Origin of the sequence: Streptomyces coeruleorubidus (genome assembly GCF_008705135.1) — a bacterium.
Classification (GTDB): Bacteria; Actinomycetota; Actinomycetes; order Streptomycetales; family Streptomycetaceae; genus Streptomyces; species Streptomyces coeruleofuscus.
This window is the reverse complement of sequence record NZ_CP023694.1, coordinates 2,571,484-2,589,634: the sequence shown is the minus strand read 5'-3', so window position 1 is coordinate 2,589,634 and position 18,151 is coordinate 2,571,484. Positions and strand designations below refer to the sequence as shown.

At 70.1% G+C, this 18,151-nt stretch carries 15 protein-coding genes; 14 read left to right on the top strand and 1 reads right to left on the bottom strand.

Going from position 1 to position 18,151, the window contains the following annotated elements; all coding sequences use genetic code 11:
• The first annotated feature begins 48 nt into the window (after positions 1–48).
• The 9 genes from ftsW to CP976_RS12000 all read left to right on the top strand — a co-directional run bounded on the left by ftsW (position 49) and on the right by CP976_RS12000 (position 8,584).
• Positions 49–1,413 (top strand): putative lipid II flippase FtsW, encoded by a 1,365-nt coding sequence (ftsW, locus tag CP976_RS12045; RefSeq protein WP_150480355.1) that lies wholly within the window; start codon positions 49–51, stop codon positions 1,411–1,413.
• Positions 1,414–1,419: 6 nt separating this feature from the next.
• Positions 1,420–2,517 (top strand): undecaprenyldiphospho-muramoylpentapeptide beta-N-acetylglucosaminyltransferase, encoded by a 1,098-nt coding sequence (gene murG / locus CP976_RS12040; protein WP_150480354.1) that lies wholly within the window; start codon positions 1,420–1,422, stop codon positions 2,515–2,517.
• A 26-nt stretch (positions 2,518–2,543) separates the two neighbouring features.
• On the top strand, positions 2,544–3,338 hold the full coding sequence (locus tag CP976_RS12035) for a cell division protein FtsQ/DivIB (RefSeq protein WP_150480353.1): 795 nt from the start codon (positions 2,544–2,546) through the stop codon (positions 3,336–3,338).
• 288 nt (positions 3,339–3,626) lie between these two features.
• A complete protein-coding gene (gene ftsZ / locus CP976_RS12025; protein WP_150480351.1) occupies positions 3,627–4,820 on the top strand; it encodes a cell division protein FtsZ in 1,194 nt (397 codons plus the stop codon).
• Positions 4,821–4,830: 10 nt separating this feature from the next.
• Positions 4,831–5,562, top strand: a complete 732-nt coding sequence (gene pgeF / locus CP976_RS12020; protein ID WP_150480350.1) for a peptidoglycan editing factor PgeF — start codon at positions 4,831–4,833, stop codon at positions 5,560–5,562.
• Positions 5,563–5,568: 6 nt separating this feature from the next.
• Entirely contained in the window at positions 5,569–6,288 is a 720-nt protein-coding gene (locus tag CP976_RS12015) for a YggS family pyridoxal phosphate-dependent enzyme (RefSeq protein ID WP_150480349.1), read from the top strand.
• 129 nt (positions 6,289–6,417) lie between these two features.
• Complete coding sequence (locus CP976_RS12010; protein ID WP_086602706.1) at positions 6,418–7,059, top strand: cell division protein SepF; 642 nt, start codon at positions 6,418–6,420, stop codon at positions 7,057–7,059.
• Between the two features lie 59 nt (positions 7,060–7,118).
• Complete coding sequence (locus CP976_RS12005; protein ID WP_007448661.1) at positions 7,119–7,403, top strand: YggT family protein; 285 nt, start codon at positions 7,119–7,121, stop codon at positions 7,401–7,403.
• 53 nt (positions 7,404–7,456) lie between these two features.
• Positions 7,457–8,584, top strand: a complete 1,128-nt coding sequence (locus tag CP976_RS12000; protein WP_150480348.1) for a DivIVA domain-containing protein — start codon at positions 7,457–7,459, stop codon at positions 8,582–8,584.
• Positions 8,585–8,800: 216 nt separating this feature from the next.
• Here the strand turns inward: CP976_RS12000 and ileS are convergent, their stop codons facing one another.
• Positions 8,801–11,953, bottom strand: a complete 3,153-nt coding sequence (gene ileS / locus CP976_RS11995; protein WP_150480347.1) for an isoleucine--tRNA ligase — start codon at positions 11,951–11,953, stop codon at positions 8,801–8,803.
• Positions 11,954–12,577: 624 nt separating this feature from the next.
• Between ileS and CP976_RS44470 the strand changes: the two genes are divergently transcribed.
• The 5 genes from CP976_RS44470 (at position 12,578) to CP976_RS11965 (ending at position 18,068) form a co-directional block, all read left to right on the top strand.
• Positions 12,578–14,125 carry a TraR/DksA family transcriptional regulator gene (locus CP976_RS44470; protein WP_308430033.1) on the top strand — a complete coding sequence of 516 codons (1,548 nt, stop codon included), beginning with the start codon at positions 12,578–12,580 and terminating at the stop codon, positions 14,123–14,125.
• 89 nt (positions 14,126–14,214) lie between these two features.
• On the top strand, positions 14,215–14,901 hold the full coding sequence (gene lspA, locus CP976_RS11980; RefSeq protein WP_150480346.1) for a signal peptidase II: 687 nt from the start codon (positions 14,215–14,217) through the stop codon (positions 14,899–14,901).
• A 64-nt stretch (positions 14,902–14,965) separates the two neighbouring features.
• On the top strand, positions 14,966–15,910 hold the full coding sequence (locus CP976_RS11975) for an RluA family pseudouridine synthase (RefSeq protein ID WP_086602782.1): 945 nt from the start codon (positions 14,966–14,968) through the stop codon (positions 15,908–15,910).
• The gene (locus tag CP976_RS11970) at positions 15,907–16,386 is read left to right on the top strand and encodes a GNAT family N-acetyltransferase (protein WP_150480345.1); all 480 of its coding nucleotides are present in this window, start codon (positions 15,907–15,909) and stop codon (positions 16,384–16,386) included. Before CP976_RS11975 ends, CP976_RS11970 begins: the two co-directional genes overlap by 4 nt.
• Positions 16,387–16,481: 95 nt before the next feature.
• A complete protein-coding gene (locus tag CP976_RS11965; protein WP_150480344.1) occupies positions 16,482–18,068 on the top strand; it encodes a Na+/H+ antiporter in 1,587 nt (528 codons plus the stop codon).
• Positions 18,069–18,151: the final 83 nt, after the last annotated feature.

The following is an 18,151-nucleotide window of genomic DNA, read 5'->3' as shown; positions in this document are numbered from 1 at the left end:
CCCCCTGGGTGCCGAACGTTCCCCTTCGGCATGGCGGGGTGAGCGGCGATGCCCACCAGCCGCACCGGACGGCCTCCGGTCCCACGCACGCCCAAGCGCACCGCGACGCCCCGGCTCGCCCGTGAGAACGGCGTCCTGGCCTTCTACACCCGTGCGCGCAGGGGCTGGGACCGGCCGCTGACCGCCTACTACCTCATCTTCGGCGGCAGTCTGCTGATCACCGTGCTGGGCCTGGTGATGGTCTACTCGGCCTCGCAGATCACCGCGCTCCAGATGTCGCTGCCGGGCTCGTACTTCTTCCGCAAGCAGCTGCTGGCCGCCGTGATCGGCGCAGGGCTGCTGTTCGCCGCATCCCGGATGCCCGTGAAGCTGCACCGCGCCCTGGCCTATCCGATCCTCGCCGGCGCCGTCTTCCTCATGGCCCTGGTGCAGATCCCCGGGATAGGAGTGTCGGTCAACGGCAACCAGAACTGGATCGCGGTCGGCGGCTCCTTCCAGATCCAGCCCAGCGAGTTCGGCAAGCTCGCCCTCGTGCTGTGGGGCGCCGATCTGCTCGCCCGTAAGCAGGACAAGAAGCTGCTGACCCAGTGGAAGCACATGCTGGTGCCGCTGGTCCCGGCCGCCTTCATGCTGCTCGGTCTGATCATGATCGGCGGCGACATGGGCACCGCGATCATCCTCACGGCCATCCTGTTCGGCCTGCTCTGGCTGGCCGGCGCCCCCACGCGGCTGTTCGCCGGCGTGCTGTCGATCGCCGCCGTACTCGGCCTGATCCTCATCAAGACCAGCCCCAACCGCATGGCGCGCCTCCAGTGCCTCGGCGCCACCGAACCCCAGTCCGGCCCGGTCGACTGCTGGCAGGCCGTGCACGGCATCTACGCCCTCGCCTCGGGCGGAATCTTCGGTTCCGGACTGGGTGCGAGTGTGGAGAAATGGGGCCAACTCCCCGAAGCCCACACCGACTTCATCTTCGCCGTCACCGGTGAGGAACTGGGCCTGGCGGGGACGCTGTCGGTACTCGCCCTCTTCGCGGCTCTAGGCTATGCGGGTATCCGCGTGGCCGGACGCACGGAGGACCCCTTCGTGAGGTATGCCGCGGGAGGCGTGACCACCTGGATCACGGCCCAGGCCGTGATCAACATCGGTGCGGTGCTCGGTCTGCTGCCGATCGCCGGCGTCCCCCTCCCGCTGTTCTCCTACGGGGGATCCGCCCTGCTGCCGACCATGTTCGCCATCGGGTTGCTGATCGCCTTCGCGCGCGACGAGCCCGCTGCGCGGGCGGCGCTTGCGATGCGGCAACCCCGCTTTGGTAGAAAGCGGGGGGCTGGGGGAACCGGTTCCGGCCGGAGTCCCCGGAGATGGAACACGATGCGACGACGCGCCTCGGCGGCGCGCTCGTCCGGAGAGCGGTGAATTTCGGTGCATGTCGTACTCGCCGGCGGAGGAACCGCGGGCCACATCGAGCCCGCGCTCGCCCTCGCGGATGCCCTGCGCAGGCAGGATCCGTCCGTGGGCATCACGGCCCTGGGCACGGAGCGAGGCCTGGAGACACGTCTCGTACCCGAGCGTGGCTACGAACTCGCGCTGATCCCGGCCGTACCGCTGCCGCGCAAGCCCACCCCCGAGCTGATCACCGTCCCGGGCCGGCTGCGCGGCACCATCAAGGCGACCGAGCAGATCCTGGAGCGCACCAAGGCGGACGCCGTGGTCGGCTTCGGCGGCTACGTCGCCCTGCCCGGCTACCTCGCGGCCAAGCGCCTCGGCGTGCCGATCATCATCCACGAGGCCAACGCCCGCCCGGGACTGGCCAACAAGATCGGCTCGCGGTACGCCAGCCAGGTCGCCGTCTCCACCCCGGACAGCAAGCTGCGTAACGCCCGGTACATCGGCATCCCGCTGCGCCGCTCCATCGCCACCCTGGACCGGGCCGCCGTACGCCCCGAGGCCCGGGCCGCCTTCGGTCTCGACCCGAACCTGCCCACGCTGCTGGTCACCGGCGGCTCCCAGGGCGCCCGCCGCCTGAACGAGGTCGTCCAGCAGGTCGCGCCCTGGCTCCAGCAGGCCGGAATCCAGATCCTGCACGCGGTCGGACCGAAGAACGAACTGCCGCACGTCCAGCAGATGCCGGGAATGCCCCCCTACATCCCGGTAAGTTACCTGGACCGGATGGACCTCGCGTACGCCGCGGCCGACATGATGCTGTGCCGCGCGGGCGCGATGACCGTCGCCGAGCTCTCCGCCGTCGGGCTCCCGGCCGCCTACGTCCCGCTGCCCATCGGCAACGGCGAACAGCGGCTCAACGCCCAGCCGGTGGTCAAGGCCGGCGGCGGCCTGCTGGTCGACGACGCGGAGCTGACCCCCGAGTGGGTCCAGCAGAACGTCCTGCCCGTGCTCGCCGACCCGCACCGGCTGTACCAGATGTCCCGCGCCGCCGCCGAGTTCGGCCGCCGGGACGCCGACGACCTGCTCGTCGGCATGGTGTACGAGGCGATCGCCGCCGCTCGTGCACACCGCTAGGACTGTATGACGGAAGGCAGGGGAGCGTGGCCGGATCGACCACCGCCGAGCGCGGTCAACGCCAGCAGGAATCGTCCAGCCCGCCGCCCCGCCTGCGGTCGAGGCGGGCCCGGCTTCGCGCCATCGTCATCCTGGGTCTCGTCCTGGTGTTCCTCGGCATCCCGACGGTGTGGCTGTTCTACGGCTCCGAGTGGCTGCGCGCCGAGCAGGTCTCCGTGTCGGGCACACGGGTGCTGACGCCGGCTCAGGTCGAGGCGGCCGCCGACGTCCCCCTCGGGGAGCCGCTGATTTCCGTCGACACCGATGCGATCGAGACGAGACTGCGCCAGAAATTGCCCCGAATTGACTCGGTTGACGTGGTCCGTTCCTGGCCTCATGGAATCGACCTGAAAGTGGTCGAGCGGACTCCGGTTCTGATTGTCCAAAAGGGCCGAAAGTTCATCGAAGTGGACGATGAAGGTGTCCGATTCGCCACGGTTTCCAGGGCGCCGAAAGGCGTGCCCGCACTGGAATTGACGCTCTCCCGGTCCAGCTCCGCCGCCGCGAGCCTGCGCCGCTTCGGCGAGTCCCGGCTGGTGCGCGAGGCGGTCGGCGTCGCCCGTGCGGTTCCGGCCGCCGTCGCGCGCGACACACGGACCGTCAAGGTCCGTTCCTACGACGACATCTCGCTGGAGTTGAGGGACGGCCGTACGGTCGTCTGGGGAAGCAGCGAGAAGGGCGCCGCGAAGGCCCGTACACTCACCGCCCTGATGAAAGCCTCACCCGGCGCGCGGTACTTCGACGTGAGTGTTCCCACCGCGCCTGCGTCATCAGGGAGTTGACGCACATCCGCGCAGGCCAGCACCCTGGTTGGGCAGTGCTACGGCTGATCACATAGGGTGAAAAGAAAAACGGGAGGTTCGGCGTGTTCGTTGAACGTGCGCCACTTGTCGACTTAGTGTCCTGTTCAGAAGAGTCCAAGGAACAGACACACTGGTAACCCTAAACTTCAGGGTTAGGGTTCGGGTCGGCGATACGGACCGTCCCATTCGGCATCAGTCGTCGGGTCGCGGGGCGCAGCGCGCCACGGTGATTCGGCGACACGTAACTCGAGGCGAGAGGCCTTCGACGTGGCAGCACCGCAGAACTACCTCGCAGTCATCAAAGTCATCGGTGTCGGCGGCGGTGGTGTCAATGCCATCAACCGGATGATCGAGGTCGGTCTCAAGGGCGTCGAGTTCATCGCCATCAACACCGACGCGCAAGCTCTGTTGATGAGCGACGCCGACGTCAAGCTGGACGTCGGCCGTGAACTCACCCGCGGACTCGGCGCCGGAGCCAACCCGGCCGTGGGCCGCAAGGCCGCCGAGGACCACCGCGAGGAGATCGAGGAGGTCCTCAAGGGGGCCGACATGGTCTTCGTGACAGCCGGTGAAGGCGGCGGCACCGGCACCGGCGGCGCGCCCGTCGTGGCCAACATCGCCCGCTCGCTCGGTGCCCTCACCATCGGCGTGGTGACGCGCCCGTTCACCTTCGAGGGACGGCGCCGCGCGAACCAGGCCGAGGACGGCATCGCCGAGCTCCGCGAAGAGGTCGACACCCTCATCGTCATCCCGAACGACCGGCTGCTGTCCATCTCGGACCGCCAGGTCTCGGTGCTGGACGCCTTCAAGTCGGCCGACCAGGTCCTGCTCTCCGGTGTCCAGGGCATCACCGACCTCATCACCACCCCGGGCCTCATCAACCTCGACTTCGCCGACGTCAAGTCGGTCATGTCCGAGGCCGGCTCGGCCCTGATGGGCATCGGCTCCGCCCGCGGCGACGACCGCGCGGTGGCCGCCGCCGAGATGGCGATCTCCTCGCCGCTGCTGGAGGCGTCCATCGACGGCGCCCGCGGTGTGCTGCTCTCGATCTCCGGTGGCTCGGACCTCGGTCTGTTCGAGATCAACGAGGCCGCCCAGCTGGTGAGCGAGGCCGCCCACCCCGAGGCCAACATCATCTTCGGCGCGGTGATCGACGACGCCCTGGGCGACGAGGTCAGGGTCACCGTGATCGCGGCCGGCTTCGACGGCGGCCAGCCGCCCTCCAAGCGGGACAACGTCCTCGGCTCGTCCTCGGTCAAGCGCGAGGAGCCGGCCCCGGCGCGGCAGACCGAGAGCCGCCCGTCCTTCGGTTCGCTCGGCAGCGTGACCCCGAAGGAGGACCCGGAGCCCGCTCCGAAGCCGGTCGAGGACATCCCGGTCGCCCCGCCGGTCCCGCCGGCGCCGCGGACCTACTCGGACAGCGCGGCCGAGGAACTGGACGTACCGGACTTCCTCAAGTGATCCTTCTGACGTGATAGGACAGCGCGAAAGCGTGAGCGGCGCCCACTTCGCCTTCACCGACCGGTGGGGCGGGGTGAGCGCCGCTCCGTATGAGGAGCTCAATCTCGGCGGGGCGGTCGGTGACGACCCCGGCGCCGTACGCGCCAACCGCGAACTGGCCGCGAAGTCCCTGGGCGTCGAGCCGGACCGGGTGGTCTGGATGAACCAGGTGCACGGGGCCGACGTGGCGGTGGTGGACGGGCCGTGGGGATCTTCCTCCGGGATCCCGTCGGTCGACGCGATCGTCACGACGCGGCGGGGGCTCGCCCTCGCCGTGCTCACCGCCGACTGCGTGCCGGTACTGCTCGCCGATCCCGTCGCCGGAATCGCCGCCGCGGCCCACGCGGGCCGCCCCGGCATGATCGCCGGAGTCGTCCCGGCCGCGCTACGCGCGATGACGGACCTGGGCGCCGAGCCCTCCCGGATCGTCGCCCGCACCGGGCCCACCGTGTGCGGCCGGTGTTACGAGGTGCCCGAGGCGATGCGTGCCGAGGTGTCCGCCATCGAGCCGGCGGCGTACGCCGAGACGAGTTGGGGCACACCGGCGGTCGACGTGAGCGCGGGAGTGCACGCCCAACTGGAACGGCTCGGGGTGCGTGACCGGGCGCAGTCGCCGGTGTGCACGCTGGAGTCGGAGGATCACTTCTCGTACCGCCGCGACCGCACGACCGGTCGGCTCGCGGGCTATGTGTGGCTGGACTGATAGGACATGACGGACCGCAAGGACGAACTCGCCGCAAATCTGGCGAAAGTTGAGCGTCGCATCGCCGACGCCTGTGCGGCCGCGGGGCGGGGGCACGAAGAGGTGACCCTGATCGTGGTCACCAAGACCTACCCCGCGACCGATGTGCGGATCCTCTCGGAACTCGGCGTGCGGCACGTCGCCGAGAACCGCGACCAGGACGCGGCACCGAAGGCCGCCGCCTGCGCGGATCTGCCCCTTACTTGGCATTTTGTCGGTCAACTCCAGACCAACAAGGTGCGATCCGTGGCCGGTTACGCGGACTTCGTGCAGTCCGTCGATCGTTCCAAGCTCGTCACAGCTCTGTCGAAGGAGGCCGTCCGGGCCGGGCGGGAGCTGGGGTGTCTCATCCAGGTCGCACTCGACGCCGGCGAGAGCGCGCGGGGCGAGCGGGGTGGCGTCGCGCCCGCGGGAATCGAAGAGTTGGCCGCCCTCGTCGCGGAAGCACCGGGGCTGCGACTCGGCGGACTGATGACCGTCGCACCGCTCACCGGGGAGTACGCGGGACGCGAACAGGCGGCCTTCGGGCGGTTGATGGATTTGTCCACCGACCTGCGCCGGAGTCATCCGGCTGCCACCATGGTCTCGGCAGGGATGAGTGCGGACCTCGAACAGGCCGTGGCGGCCGGAGCGACACATGTGCGCGTCGGCAGCGCGGTACTCGGAGTCCGCCCCAGGCTCGGGTAACGTCGCCAAGAAGTCGGACCACAGCAGAAAATATGGTCATTGCCGCCGAAAGGCGGATTCAAGGACCACGTGGATCGCGGGCACTTGGCAGTCGTCAGCCGATCCACCACAGAGCGGAGGACTCAGAGCATGGCCGGCGCGATGCGCAAGATGGCGGTCTACCTCGGCCTCGTGGAGGACGATGGGTACGACGGCCGCGGATTTGACCCCGACGACGACTTCGAACCAGAACTGGACCCGGAGCCCGAGCGGGACCACCGACGGCACGAGCCGTCCCACCAGCCGCATGCCTCACATCAGCCCCAAAGGGACGAAGAGGTACGAGTCGTACAGCCGCCCGCACCTCGTGAACCGGCCGCCCGTTCCGCTTCGCTACCCGCGGAATCCGGCCGCCCGGCGCGCATCGCGCCCGTGGCATCCATCACACAAGAACGCGCAAGTCTGGAGAAGAACGCACCGGTGATCATGCCCAAGGTCGTGTCCGAACGAGAGCCTTACCGGATCACCACGCTCCACCCACGGACCTACAACGAGGCCCGTACCATCGGGGAACACTTCCGTGAAGGCACCCCGGTGATCATGAATCTGACTGAGATGGATGACACAGACGCGAAGCGACTTGTCGACTTTGCGGCTGGTTTGGTGTTTGGTCTTCACGGCAGTATCGAGCGGGTGACGCAGAAGGTGTTCCTGTTGTCGCCTGCTAACGTCGATGTCACGGCGGAGGACAAGGCCCGCATCGCAGAGGGCGGGTTCTTCAACCAGAGCTGAGACGTAACACCGGAAACAGCAGCAACAGCAGGGCACAGGGGAGAGGGAAGCAAGAGGTCATGAGCGTGGTTTTGGATGTCGTCTACATCGCGCTGATGTGCTTCCTCATCGTGCTCATCTTCCGGTTGGTCATGGACTACGTCTTCCAGTTCGCCCGCTCATGGCAACCAGGCAAGGCGATGGTGGTCGTTCTGGAGGCCACCTACACTGTCACGGATCCACCGCTCAAGCTTCTGCGGCGGTTCATTCCGCCGCTGCGTCTCGGGGGCGTGGCGCTCGACCTGTCCTTCTTCGTGCTGATGATCATCGTCTACATCCTGATCTCGATCGTGAGCCGGCTGTGAGCGATGTGAACTACGGTCTTGCCGAATGCCGACGACTACGTTGAGGTGAAGAGATGCCGTTGACCCCCGAGGACGTGCGGAACAAGCAGTTCACGACCGTCCGCCTCCGAGAAGGCTATGACGAGGACGAGGTCGATGCCTTCCTCGACGAGGTCGAAGCCGAACTGACCCGCCTGCTCCGCGAGAACGAGGACCTGCGCGCCAAGCTGGCCGCGGCCACGCGCGCTGCTGCCCAGAATCAGCAGAACATGCGCAAGCCTCCCGAGCAGCAGGATCAGCAGCAGCAACAGCAGCAGCAGGGCATGCGCGGTCCAGGTGGTCCCGTACCCGCCGGCATATCGGGCCCGCCGCAGCAGCAGATGGGTGGCCCCATGGGTGGTCCGCCCCAGCTGCCGAGCGGTGCCCCGCAGCTGCCCGCCGGTCCCGGCGGTCAGGGTGGCCCGCAGGGTCCCGGCCCGATGGGCCAGGGTCCGGGCGGTCCCGGCCCGATGGGCCAGCCCCCCATGCAGCAGCAGATGGGTGGTCCGATGGGCGGCCCCATGGGCGGTCCGATGGGCGGCCCCGGTCAGGGAGGCCCCGGTGGCGACAGCGCCGCCCGTGTCCTCTCGCTGGCCCAGCAGACCGCCGACCAGGCGATCGCCGAGGCCCGTTCCGAAGCCAACAAGATCGTCGGCGAGGCGCGTTCGCGTGCCGAGGGTCTGGAGCGTGACGCCCGTGCCAAGGCCGATGCCCTGGAGCGGGACGCGCAGGAGAAGCACCGCGTCGCGATGGGCTCCCTGGAGTCCGCCCGCGCCACGCTGGAGCGCAAGGTCGAGGACCTGCGCGGCTTCGAGCGCGAGTACCGCACGCGCCTGAAGTCGTACCTGGAGTCGCAGCTGCGTCAGCTGGAGACCCAGGCCGACGACTCGCTGGCCCCGCCGCGTACTCCGGCGACCGCGTCCCTCCCGCCGTCCCCGGCGCCTTCCATGGCACCGGCCGGCGCGAGCGCCCCGTCCTACGGCGGTGGCAACCAGACGATGGGCGGCGGTCCCTCGCAGTCCGGTCCGTCCTACGGCGGTCAGCAGCAGATGTCCCCGGCGATGACCCAGCCCATGGCGCCGGTGCGTCCGCAGGGCCCGTCGCCGATGGGCCAGGCGCCCTCGCCCATGCGAGGCTTCCTGATCGACGAGGACGACAACTGACGGCCTGATGGCCAGTAGTACGGCCTAGACGTCGGCAGCGTTCAGGGCGGGGCCCCGGGTTGATCCCGGGGCCCCGCCCTTTTGCCGCTGCGTGTTCGTGCGCACAGCACCCGTGTTCGTGGGTGCGTAACCGCGTTCGTGCGTACGCAACGCCGAAGGCCCGGACCCACCAAGATCTTTGGCGGGTCCGGGCCTTCGGCCTGTGGGCCCCTGTGGCTACACCTTGCGCAGACGGAACGTCAGCGTCAGGCCCTCGTCCGTGAACGGGTTCCCGTAGCTGTCGTCCGCGTCGCCTTCGGCGAAGTCTGTGGCCAGGACCTCGTCGGCGATCAGGCCGGCGTGGTCGGTGAGCGCCGCGACCGTCGCCGGGTCCGTGGCGGTCCAGCGCAGTGCGATGCGGTCGGCCACGTCGAGGCCGCTGTTCTTGCGGGCCTCCTGGATCAGGCGGATCGCGTCACGGGCCAGACCCGCACGGCGGAGCTCCTCCGTGATCTCCAGGTCCAGCGCCACCGTCGCACCCGAGTCGGACGCCACCGACCAGCCCTCGCGCGGGGTCTCCGTGATGATCACCTCGTCCGGAGCGAGGGTGACCGTCTCGCCGTCGACCTCCACCGACGCCGTGCCCTCGCGCAGGGCCAGGGACAGGGCGGCCGCGTCCGCGTTCGCGACGGCCTTGGCCACGTCCTGGACGCGCTTGCCGAAACGCTTGCCCAGCGCGCGGAAGTTGGCCTTGGCGGTGGTGTCGACCAGGGACCCGCCGACCTCGCTCAGCGTCGCCAGGGACTCGACGTTCAGCTCCTCCGTGATCTGCGTGCGCAGTTCCGAGCCGAGCGTCTCGAAGCCCGTCGCCGCGATCAGCGCGCGGGACAGCGGCTGACGCGTCTTGACGCCCGACTCCGCGCGCGTGGCACGGCCCAGCTCCACGAGCCGGCGCACCAGCACCATCTGCCTGGAGAGCTCCGGGTCGATGGCGGTGAGGTCGGCCTCGGGCCAGGTCGACAGGTGGACCGACTCCGGGGCGCCCGGGGTGACCGGGACGATCAGGTCCTGCCACACCCGCTCGGTGATGAACGGGGTCAGGGGGGCCATCAGCTGCGTCACCGTCTCGACGACCTCGTGCAGCGTGCGCAGCGCCGCCTTGTCGCCCTGCCAGAAGCGGCGGCGGGAGCGGCGCACGTACCAGTTGGACAGGTCGTCGACGAACGCGGACAGCAGCTTGCCGGCGCGCTGGGTGTCGTAGGCGTCGAGGGCCTGGGTGACCTGGTCGGTGAGCGCGTGCAGTTCGGACAGCAGCCAGCGGTCCAGGACCGGGCGGTCGGCCGGGGCCGGGTCGGCCTCGGACGGGGCCCAGCCGGACGTGCGGGCGTACAGGGCCTGGAAGGCGACCGTGTTCCAGTACGTGAGGAGCGTCTTGCGGACGACCTCCTGGATGGTGCCGTGGCCGACGCGGCGGGCCGCCCAGGGGGAGCCGCCGGCCGCCATGAACCAGCGGACCGCGTCGGCGCCGTGCCGGTCCATGAGCGGGATCGGCTCCAGGGTGTTGCCCAGGTGCTTGGACATCTTGCGGCCGTCCTCGGCGAGGATGTGGCCCAGGCAGACCACGTTCTCGTACGACGACTTGTCGAAGACCAGCGTGCCGACCGCCATCAGCGTGTAGAACCAGCCGCGGGTCTGGTCGATGGCCTCGCAGATGAACTGCGCCGGGTAACGCGCCTCGAAGATCTCCTTGTTCTTGTACGGGTAGCCCCACTGCGCGAACGGCATCGAACCCGAGTCGTACCAGGCGTCGATGACCTCCGGCACGCGCGTGGCGGTCTGCCCGCAGCCCTCCTGCGGACAGGCGAAGGTGACCCCGTCGATGAACGGGCGGTGCGGGTCCAGGCCCGACTGGTCGGTGCCGGTCAGCTCGGTCAGCTCGGTGAGGGAGCCGACGCAGGTGAGGTGGTCGTCCTCGCAGCGCCAGATCGGCAGCGGCGTGCCCCAGTAGCGGTTGCGGGACAGCGCCCAGTCGATGTTGTTGTTCAGCCAGTCGCCGTACCGGCCGTTCTTGACCGTGTCCGGGAACCAGTTGGTGTTCTCGTTCTCCGCGAGGAGGCGGTCCTTGACCTCGGTGGTGCGGATGTACCAGGAGGGCTGCGCGTAGTAGAGCAGCGCGGTGTGGCAGCGCCAGCAGTGCGGGTAGCTGTGCTCGTACGGGATGTGCTTGAAGAGCAGGCCGCGCTGCTGGAGGTCCTCGGTGAGCTTTTCGTCCGCCTTCTTGAAGAAGACGCCGCCGACGAGGGGGACGTCCTCCTCGAACGTGCCGTCCGGGCGGACCGGGTTCACGACCGGCAGGCCGTACGCGCGGCAGACCTTGAGGTCGTCCTCACCGAAGGCGGGGGACTGGTGGACCAGACCCGTACCGTCCTCGGTCGTGACGTACTCGGCGTTCACGACGTAGTGCGTGCCGCCCTCGGTCTCCGGGAACTCGACCAGCTCGAACGGCCGCTGGTACGTCCAGCGCTCCAGCTCGGCGCCCGTGAACGTCTGGCCGGTGGTCTCCCAGCCCTCGCCGAGGGCCTTGGCGACGAGCGGCTCGGCGACGACGAGCTTCTCCTCGCCGTCGGTCGCGACGACGTAGGTCACCTCGGGGTGCGCGGCGACCGCCGTGTTGGAGACGAGCGTCCAGGGCGTGGTCGTCCACACCAGGAGCGCGGCCTCGCCGGCCAGCGGGCCGGAGGTGAGCGGGAAGCGGACGAAGACCGACGGGTCGACGACCGTCTCGTAGCCCTGCGCCAGCTCGTGGTCCGACAGGCCCGTGCCGCAGCGGGGGCACCAGGGGGCGACGCGGTGGTCCTGGGCCAGCAGGCCCTTGTTGAAGATCTCCTTCAGCGACCACCAGACCGACTCGATGTACTCGGGGTCCATGGTGCGGTAGGGCTCGGTGAGGTCGGTCCAGTAGCCCATGCGGGTCGTGAGCTCTTCGAAGGCGTCCGTGTGCCGGGTCACCGACTCGCGGCACTTCGCGTTGAACTCGGCGATGCCGTACGCCTCGATGTCCTGCTTGCCGGAGAAGCCGAGCTCCTTCTCCACGGCGAGCTCCACCGGGAGGCCGTGGCAGTCCCAGCCGGCCTTGCGGGCCACGTGGTAGCCGCGCATGGTGCGGAAGCGGGGGAAGACGTCCTTGAAGACGCGGGCCTCGATGTGGTGGGCGCCGGGCATGCCGTTGGCGGTGGGCGGGCCCTCGTAGAACACCCATTCGGGGCGGCCCTCGGACTGCTCCAGGCTCTTGGCGAAGATCTTCTGCTCGCGCCAGAAGTCGAGCACGGCGTGCTCGAGGGCGGGCAGGTCGACCTGGGCGGGTACCTGGCGATACGTCGGCGATGTCATCAGCGGGCTTCCTCCGGCGGACTTGCTGCCTTCCGTCCGGAGGGACGAGAGCTACGTCTGCCTGCGCCGCCTTCGGCGCGCTCCCGCGGTACCACCCTCCTTGGCCCTCCGGTGCGGGGTGTGCGCCGGTGAGCCCCCTCATTGGGGTCGCGATGCCGGTTCTACTGGCCACTGCGCTGGGCGGCGGTTTTCTTCCGGCGGCTCCGGGGTGATCTTCACGTCGCGCTCGCCCCCGGGCTTCCACCGTCCCCGGGTCGCTCTGGGCTGCGTACGCCGCTACTCGTCCCCATCCACGCTTCTCGCTCCGCCCAGTGTACGGCGCCGCACGGACAGCGGCCGACCGCTTTTCGGGGCGGTCGGGGGAGGGGAGCCGTGCGGGACGCCGTATTGGGTGACGTATGGGTTTGATGACCCGAATGGCGAGGTATGGGTGTTCGGATCCTGGGACGTCCGGCTCGGCGGATTACCCGGCGGGGAGCTGGGCACAACGGATGCAGGTTCGCCGCGCGGCGTGCGCGAGGCGGGCGAATCGGGCGGTGTGCCCCGTTGCCGCGGGACTCAAGTCGATTTATCGTCCCAGCACGATTCGCGAGCAAGATCACAATATGTGAAGGGGCCGCGGCCATGGTGGCGAAGAAGACCGCCGTACAGCAGCCGGCGTCCGGCAGGTCCGCGGAGGCCTCCGGCGGTGCGGCCAAGGATGTGGGCGGGAAGAAGACCACGCAGGGGGGCTCGGCGGGGCGGGCGGCGAAGGGGGCGGCCGGGAAGGCGACCGAGGGGACGAAGTCGGCTGTCGAGAAGACGAAGACGGCGGTCAAGAAGGTGACGGGCAAGAAGGCCGTGGCCGGGGAAGTGGTGGCCAAGGCCGGGAAGGCCGTTACCAAGAAGGCCGCGACGAAGGGGGCTGCGACACGGGAGGCCGCGGCCAAGGAGGCCGTGGCCAAGGCTCCGGCCGAGGAGACGACCGAGGCGACGGCCGAGGAGACGACCGAGAGGGGGAGGGCGGCCAAGAAGGCGGGAGCCAGGAAGACGGCGGTCAAGGAGGCCGCGGCCGGGAAGGCCCCGGCGAAGAAGGCCCCCGCCAAGGAGACGGCGCTCAAGGGGACGGCGGCCGGGAAGGCGGCAGCCAAGGAGGCGACGGCCAAGGGGCCGACAGCTGGGAAGGCCCCGGCCAAGGCGGCCCCGGCCAAGGAGACGGCGGCCGAGAAGGCGGTGGCCACAGAGGCGGCAGTCGAGAAGGTGCCGGCCAGGAAGGCTCCGGCCAGGAAGGCGGCAGTCGAGAAGGTGCCGGCCAGCAAGGCGGCCGCCGGGAAGGCTGAGGCCAAGGAGACGGCGGCCGAGAGCGTGGCGGCCACAGAGGCGCCAGCCAAGGAGACGGGGGCCAAGAAGGCCGCGGTCAAGGAGACGGGGGCCAAGAAGGCGGCGGCCAAGAAGGCGGCAGTCGAGAAGACGGCGGTCAAGAAGGCGGCGGAGAAGAAGGCCGCTGTCAGGAGGGTGAAGGCCGCCAAGGCCGGTGCCGCCGAGAAGGGCGTCGAGGCCGAGGGCGTTCGCGCCGGAGGCGAGAGCACCACCACGAAGGGCGGAGTCGGGAAGGGCACGGCCCGGACCGGCGCCGTCACACAGGACACGGCCGGCAGCAGTACGGCCAAGAAGGCGCGTGCGGCCGAGGCCGCGCAGCAGACGGGAGCGACGACGGTGGGTGCGAAGAAGACTCCTGGCACGGCGACGGCGGCCAAGACCGCTGTACCGAAGGCACGGGGGGCCGCGGCGGAGCCGGGTGAGCTCGCGGTACGCCCGGGCGAGGACCCCTGGACGGAGGCGGAGGTCGAGGAGGCGCGTGCCGAGCTGACGTCCGAGGAGACCCGGCTGCGTGAGGAGCTCGAGTCGTCGGAGCGGTCGCTCGCCGGTCTGATGCGGGACTCCGGGGACGGCGCCGGTCACGACGAGGCGGACACCGGCAGCAAGAACATCACGCGCGAGCACGAGCTGGCGCTGGCCGCCAACGCGCGCGAGATGCTCGTCCAGACCGAGCGCGCCCTGGAACGCCTCGACGCCGGTACCTACGGCCTGTGCGAGAACTGCGGCAACCCCATCGGCAAGGCCCGCATGCAGGCCTTCCCGCGGGCCACTCTGTGCGTGGAGTGCAAGCAGAAGCAGGAGCGCCGTTACTGACCGGCCGCCGAATGCCTCCTGAGCACGTGGGACGCCCGGGGTGTGCCGTACCCTCGTCCTCAGTCAGGCACCTAGGTTGAGGGACTCACGTGGCAGAGGCGGAGCGCATCATCGGTACGCCGGACACACCGGACGCGGCCGGTAACGGGCGGGAGCGGCCCGGCGAGGACGCGGCGCCGGGCGAGCGCGCCGACTCCGAGGGCACCCGGGCCCCGGCCGGCGGCTCCGGCGATGCGGCGGCCGCCGGGGCGTCCGGCACGGATGAGCCGACGGCGGCCGGGCGGCCCCGGGGCAAGCGCCGGATCGCCGTGCTGTTCGCGGTCGCCTCGTTCGCGTACGCCCTGGACCTGATCAGCAAGATGATCGTGGTGGCCAAGCTGGAGCACCACCCGCCCATCGAGATCATCGGGGACTGGCTGAAGTTCGAGGCGATCCGGAACGCGGGCGCGGCCTTCGGCTTCGGCGAGGCCTTCACGGTGATCTTCACCATGATCGCGGCGGCGGTGATCGTGGTGATCGCCCGGCTCGCCCGCAAGCTCTACAGCCTGCCCTGGGCGATCGCGCTCGGTCTGCTGCTCGGCGGTGCGCTGGGCAACCTCACCGACCGGATCTTCCGGGCGCCGGGCGTCTTCGAGGGCGCGGTCGTGGACTTCATCGCGCCGAAGCACTTCGCCGTCTTCAACCTGGCGGACTCGGCGATCGTGTGCGGCGGCATCCTGATCGTGCTGCTGTCGTTCAAGGGGCTCGACCCTGACGGGACCGTCCACAAGGACTGAGCCCGCGAGGGGTTGTCCACAGGCTCCGTACGGGGCTGTCTCACTCGTCCGGCATACTCGACGGGTGAGCACGATTCCCGAGATCCGTACCCTGCCCGTGCCCGACGGACTGGAGGGCGAGCGCGTCGACGCCGCCATCTCTCGTATGTTCGGCTTCTCCCGGACCAAGGCGGCCGAGCTCGCCGCCGCGGGGAAGGTCACGGTCGACGGATCGGTGGTCGGCAAGTCGGAGCGGGTGCACGGCGGTGCCTGGCTCGAAGTCGAGATGCCGCAGGCGCCCGCGCCGGTGCAGGTGGTGGCCGAGCCGGTCGAGGGCATGGAGATCGTGCACGACGACGATGACGTGGTCGTGATCGTCAAGCCGGTGGGCGTGGCCGCGCACCCGTCGCCGGGCTGGACCGGCCCGACCGTGATCGGGGGCCTGGCCGCCGCCGGGTACCGGATCTCGACCTCCGGGGCCGCGGAGCGCCAGGGCATCGTGCACCGGCTCGACGTCGGCACGTCCGGGCTGATGGTCGTCGCCAAGTCGGAGTACGCCTACACGTCGCTGAAGCGCCAGTTCAAGGAGCGCACGGTCGACAAGCGGTACCACACGCTCGTCCAGGGCCACCCCGACCCGACCAGCGGCACCATCGACGCGCCCATCGGACGGCATCCGCAGCACGACTACAAGTGGGCGGTCACCGCCGAGGGCAAGCCGTCCGTCACGCACTACGACCTGATCGAGGCCTTCCGCGCGGCGTCGCTGCTCGACGTGAAGCTGGAGACCGGCCGTACCCACCAGATCCGCGTCCACATGGCCGCCCACCGGCACCCCTGCGTGGGCGACCTGACGTACGGGGCCGACCCGACGCTCGCCAAGCGGCTCCACCTGACCCGCCAGTGGCTGCACGCGGTGCGGCTGGGCTTCGAGCACCCCGGGGACGGGCAGTGGGCGGAGTTCTCCTGCGAGTACCCGGAGGACCTCCAGAAGGCCCTGGACCAGGTCCGGGAGGAGACGTACGCATGAGCGGGAGGCCGGCGCCGTCGTACGTGGTGCGGGTCGCGGAGGACCCGGCCGATCGTGAGGCGTGCTTCGCGGTGCGCAAGGAGGTGTTCGTCGGCGAGCAGGGCGTGCCGGAGGACATCGAGTACGACGCGTACGACCCGGGAGCCGTCCATGTGCTGGCGGTCCGGGAGGACGGCGTGCCGCTGGGGACCGGGCGGCTGCTGCTCGGGGAGGCGGCCGTGGCACAGACCGGCGCCGACCCGTCCGTGGGCTCCCTCGGCCGGCTCGCCGTGGCCGCCCACGCGCGCGGTCTCGGTGTCGGCGTCGCCCTGGTGCGGGCCATCGAGGAGGCGGCACGCGCGCGTGGTCTCGCGGCCGTGGACCTGCACGCCCAGACGCACGCGCTGGGCTTCTACGAGCGGCTCGGCTACGAGGTGTACGGGCCGGAGTACTTGGAAGCGGGCATTCCGCACCAGGCGATGCGGCGTTCGCTTTAGCCCGTCGTGAAGGGTGCCGAAACGGTTTGTCCCGGGAGTTGCGTGGCAGGCTTGAGGTCAGTCGTGTGAACGTCTGACCTTCCGGAGCGCTGACCGTGGATCAGTTGGCCCTGCTGTTCGTGCTACTGCTCGGGGCCGTGATCAGCGTCCCGGTCGGGGACCGGCTCAGCGTGCCCGCGCCGGTGCTGATGACGCTCCTGGGCATAGTCCTCGCGCTGCTCGACTTCGTACCGAACGTCCAGATCCCGCCGGACCTGATCCTGCCGCTGCTGTTGCCGCCGCTGTTGTACGCCGCGGTGCGGCGCACGTCCTGGCGGCAGTTCGCGGCGAACAAGAGGCCGATCTTCCTGCTGGCCGTGGCGCTGGTGTTCGTCACCATGGCCTGTGTGGCCGCCGCGGCCAACGCGATCGTGCCGGGGCTGCCGCTGGCCGCGGCGTTCGCGCTCGGCGCGCTGGTCGCGCCGCCGGACCCGGTCGCGGCGACCGCCGTCGCCGGGCAACTGGGGCTGCCGCGCCGGCTGGTGTCGATCCTGGAGGGCGAGGGGCTGTTCAACGACGTGACGGCCATCGTCCTGTACCACGTGGCGATCGCGGCCGCCGTCAGCGGGACGTTCTCACCCTGGAAGGCCGGGCTCGATCTCGTGCTGTCGGCCGTGGTCGGGGTGGCCGTGGGCCTCGCGCTGGGCTGGGGCGCGAACAAGCTGATGGACCTGCTCGGCGAGGCGACCCTCCAGATCGGGCTGACCCTGCTGGTGCCGTACGCCTCGTACGTCATGGCCGAGGAACTGCACGGGTCCGGGGTGCTCGCCGTGCTCACCACCGCGCTGTTCCTCGCGGAGCACGGGTCCGACGCCGACGACGTCATGACGCGGCTGGCCGGGCACACGTTCTGGAACATCGTCGACACGCTCGTCACCGGCGTCGCGTTCGGGCTGGTCGGGCTGGAGCTGCACAACGCGATCCATACCGCGTCCGGCCGCTGGGGCGAGTTGCTCGGGTGGGCGGCGGTCGTCGTCTGCGTGGTCGTGTTCGTACGGCTGTTGTGGCTGCTGCCGGCGACCTGGCTGACCAAACGGCTGCACGCGCGGCGGGACTACGACGAGGACATCCCGGTGAGCTGGCGCGAGACCGTGGTGATGTGGTGGTCGGGAATGCGGGGGGTGGCCTCCGTCGCGCTGGTGCTGGCCATTCCGCTGGAGACCGACGCGGGGGCGCCGTTCCCCAGCCGGGACGAGATCATCTTCATCGCGTTCGGGGTGATCATGGCGACGTTGGTGGTGCAGGGGCTGACGCTGCCGTGGCTGGTGCGGTCGCTGGGGGTGCGGGCCGACACGGACGTCGAGAAGGAGTTCGCGAAGGCGTTGGCGATCCGGGCGTCCCATGCGGCGAAGCGCAGGCTCCGGGAGATCGAGGAGGCCGAGGAGCTGCCGGAGGAGCTGTCCGAGCAGATGGTGCGGCGGGCGTTCGACATCGCGGTGCGGATCAGTCCCGAAGTGGCCGAGGACGAGCGGCGGGACGCATATCGGGAGCGGGCCCGGCGGCTGAAGCGGGTGCGGCGGATCCAGCAGGAAATGCTGAGTGCGGCGCGGCACGAGGTGCTGGCGGCGCGGAGCGAGCCGGGGGCGGATCCCGAGGTGGTGGACCGGGTGCTGCGGCATCTCGACGTCCGTAGTATGCGGTGAGCCGCCCACGCGTGTCCCCAGGCGGCCGCGGCCTCGGTTGACGGTTTGACGGTGGGCGGCCGGGGCGTCGTAGGGTCGTTCGC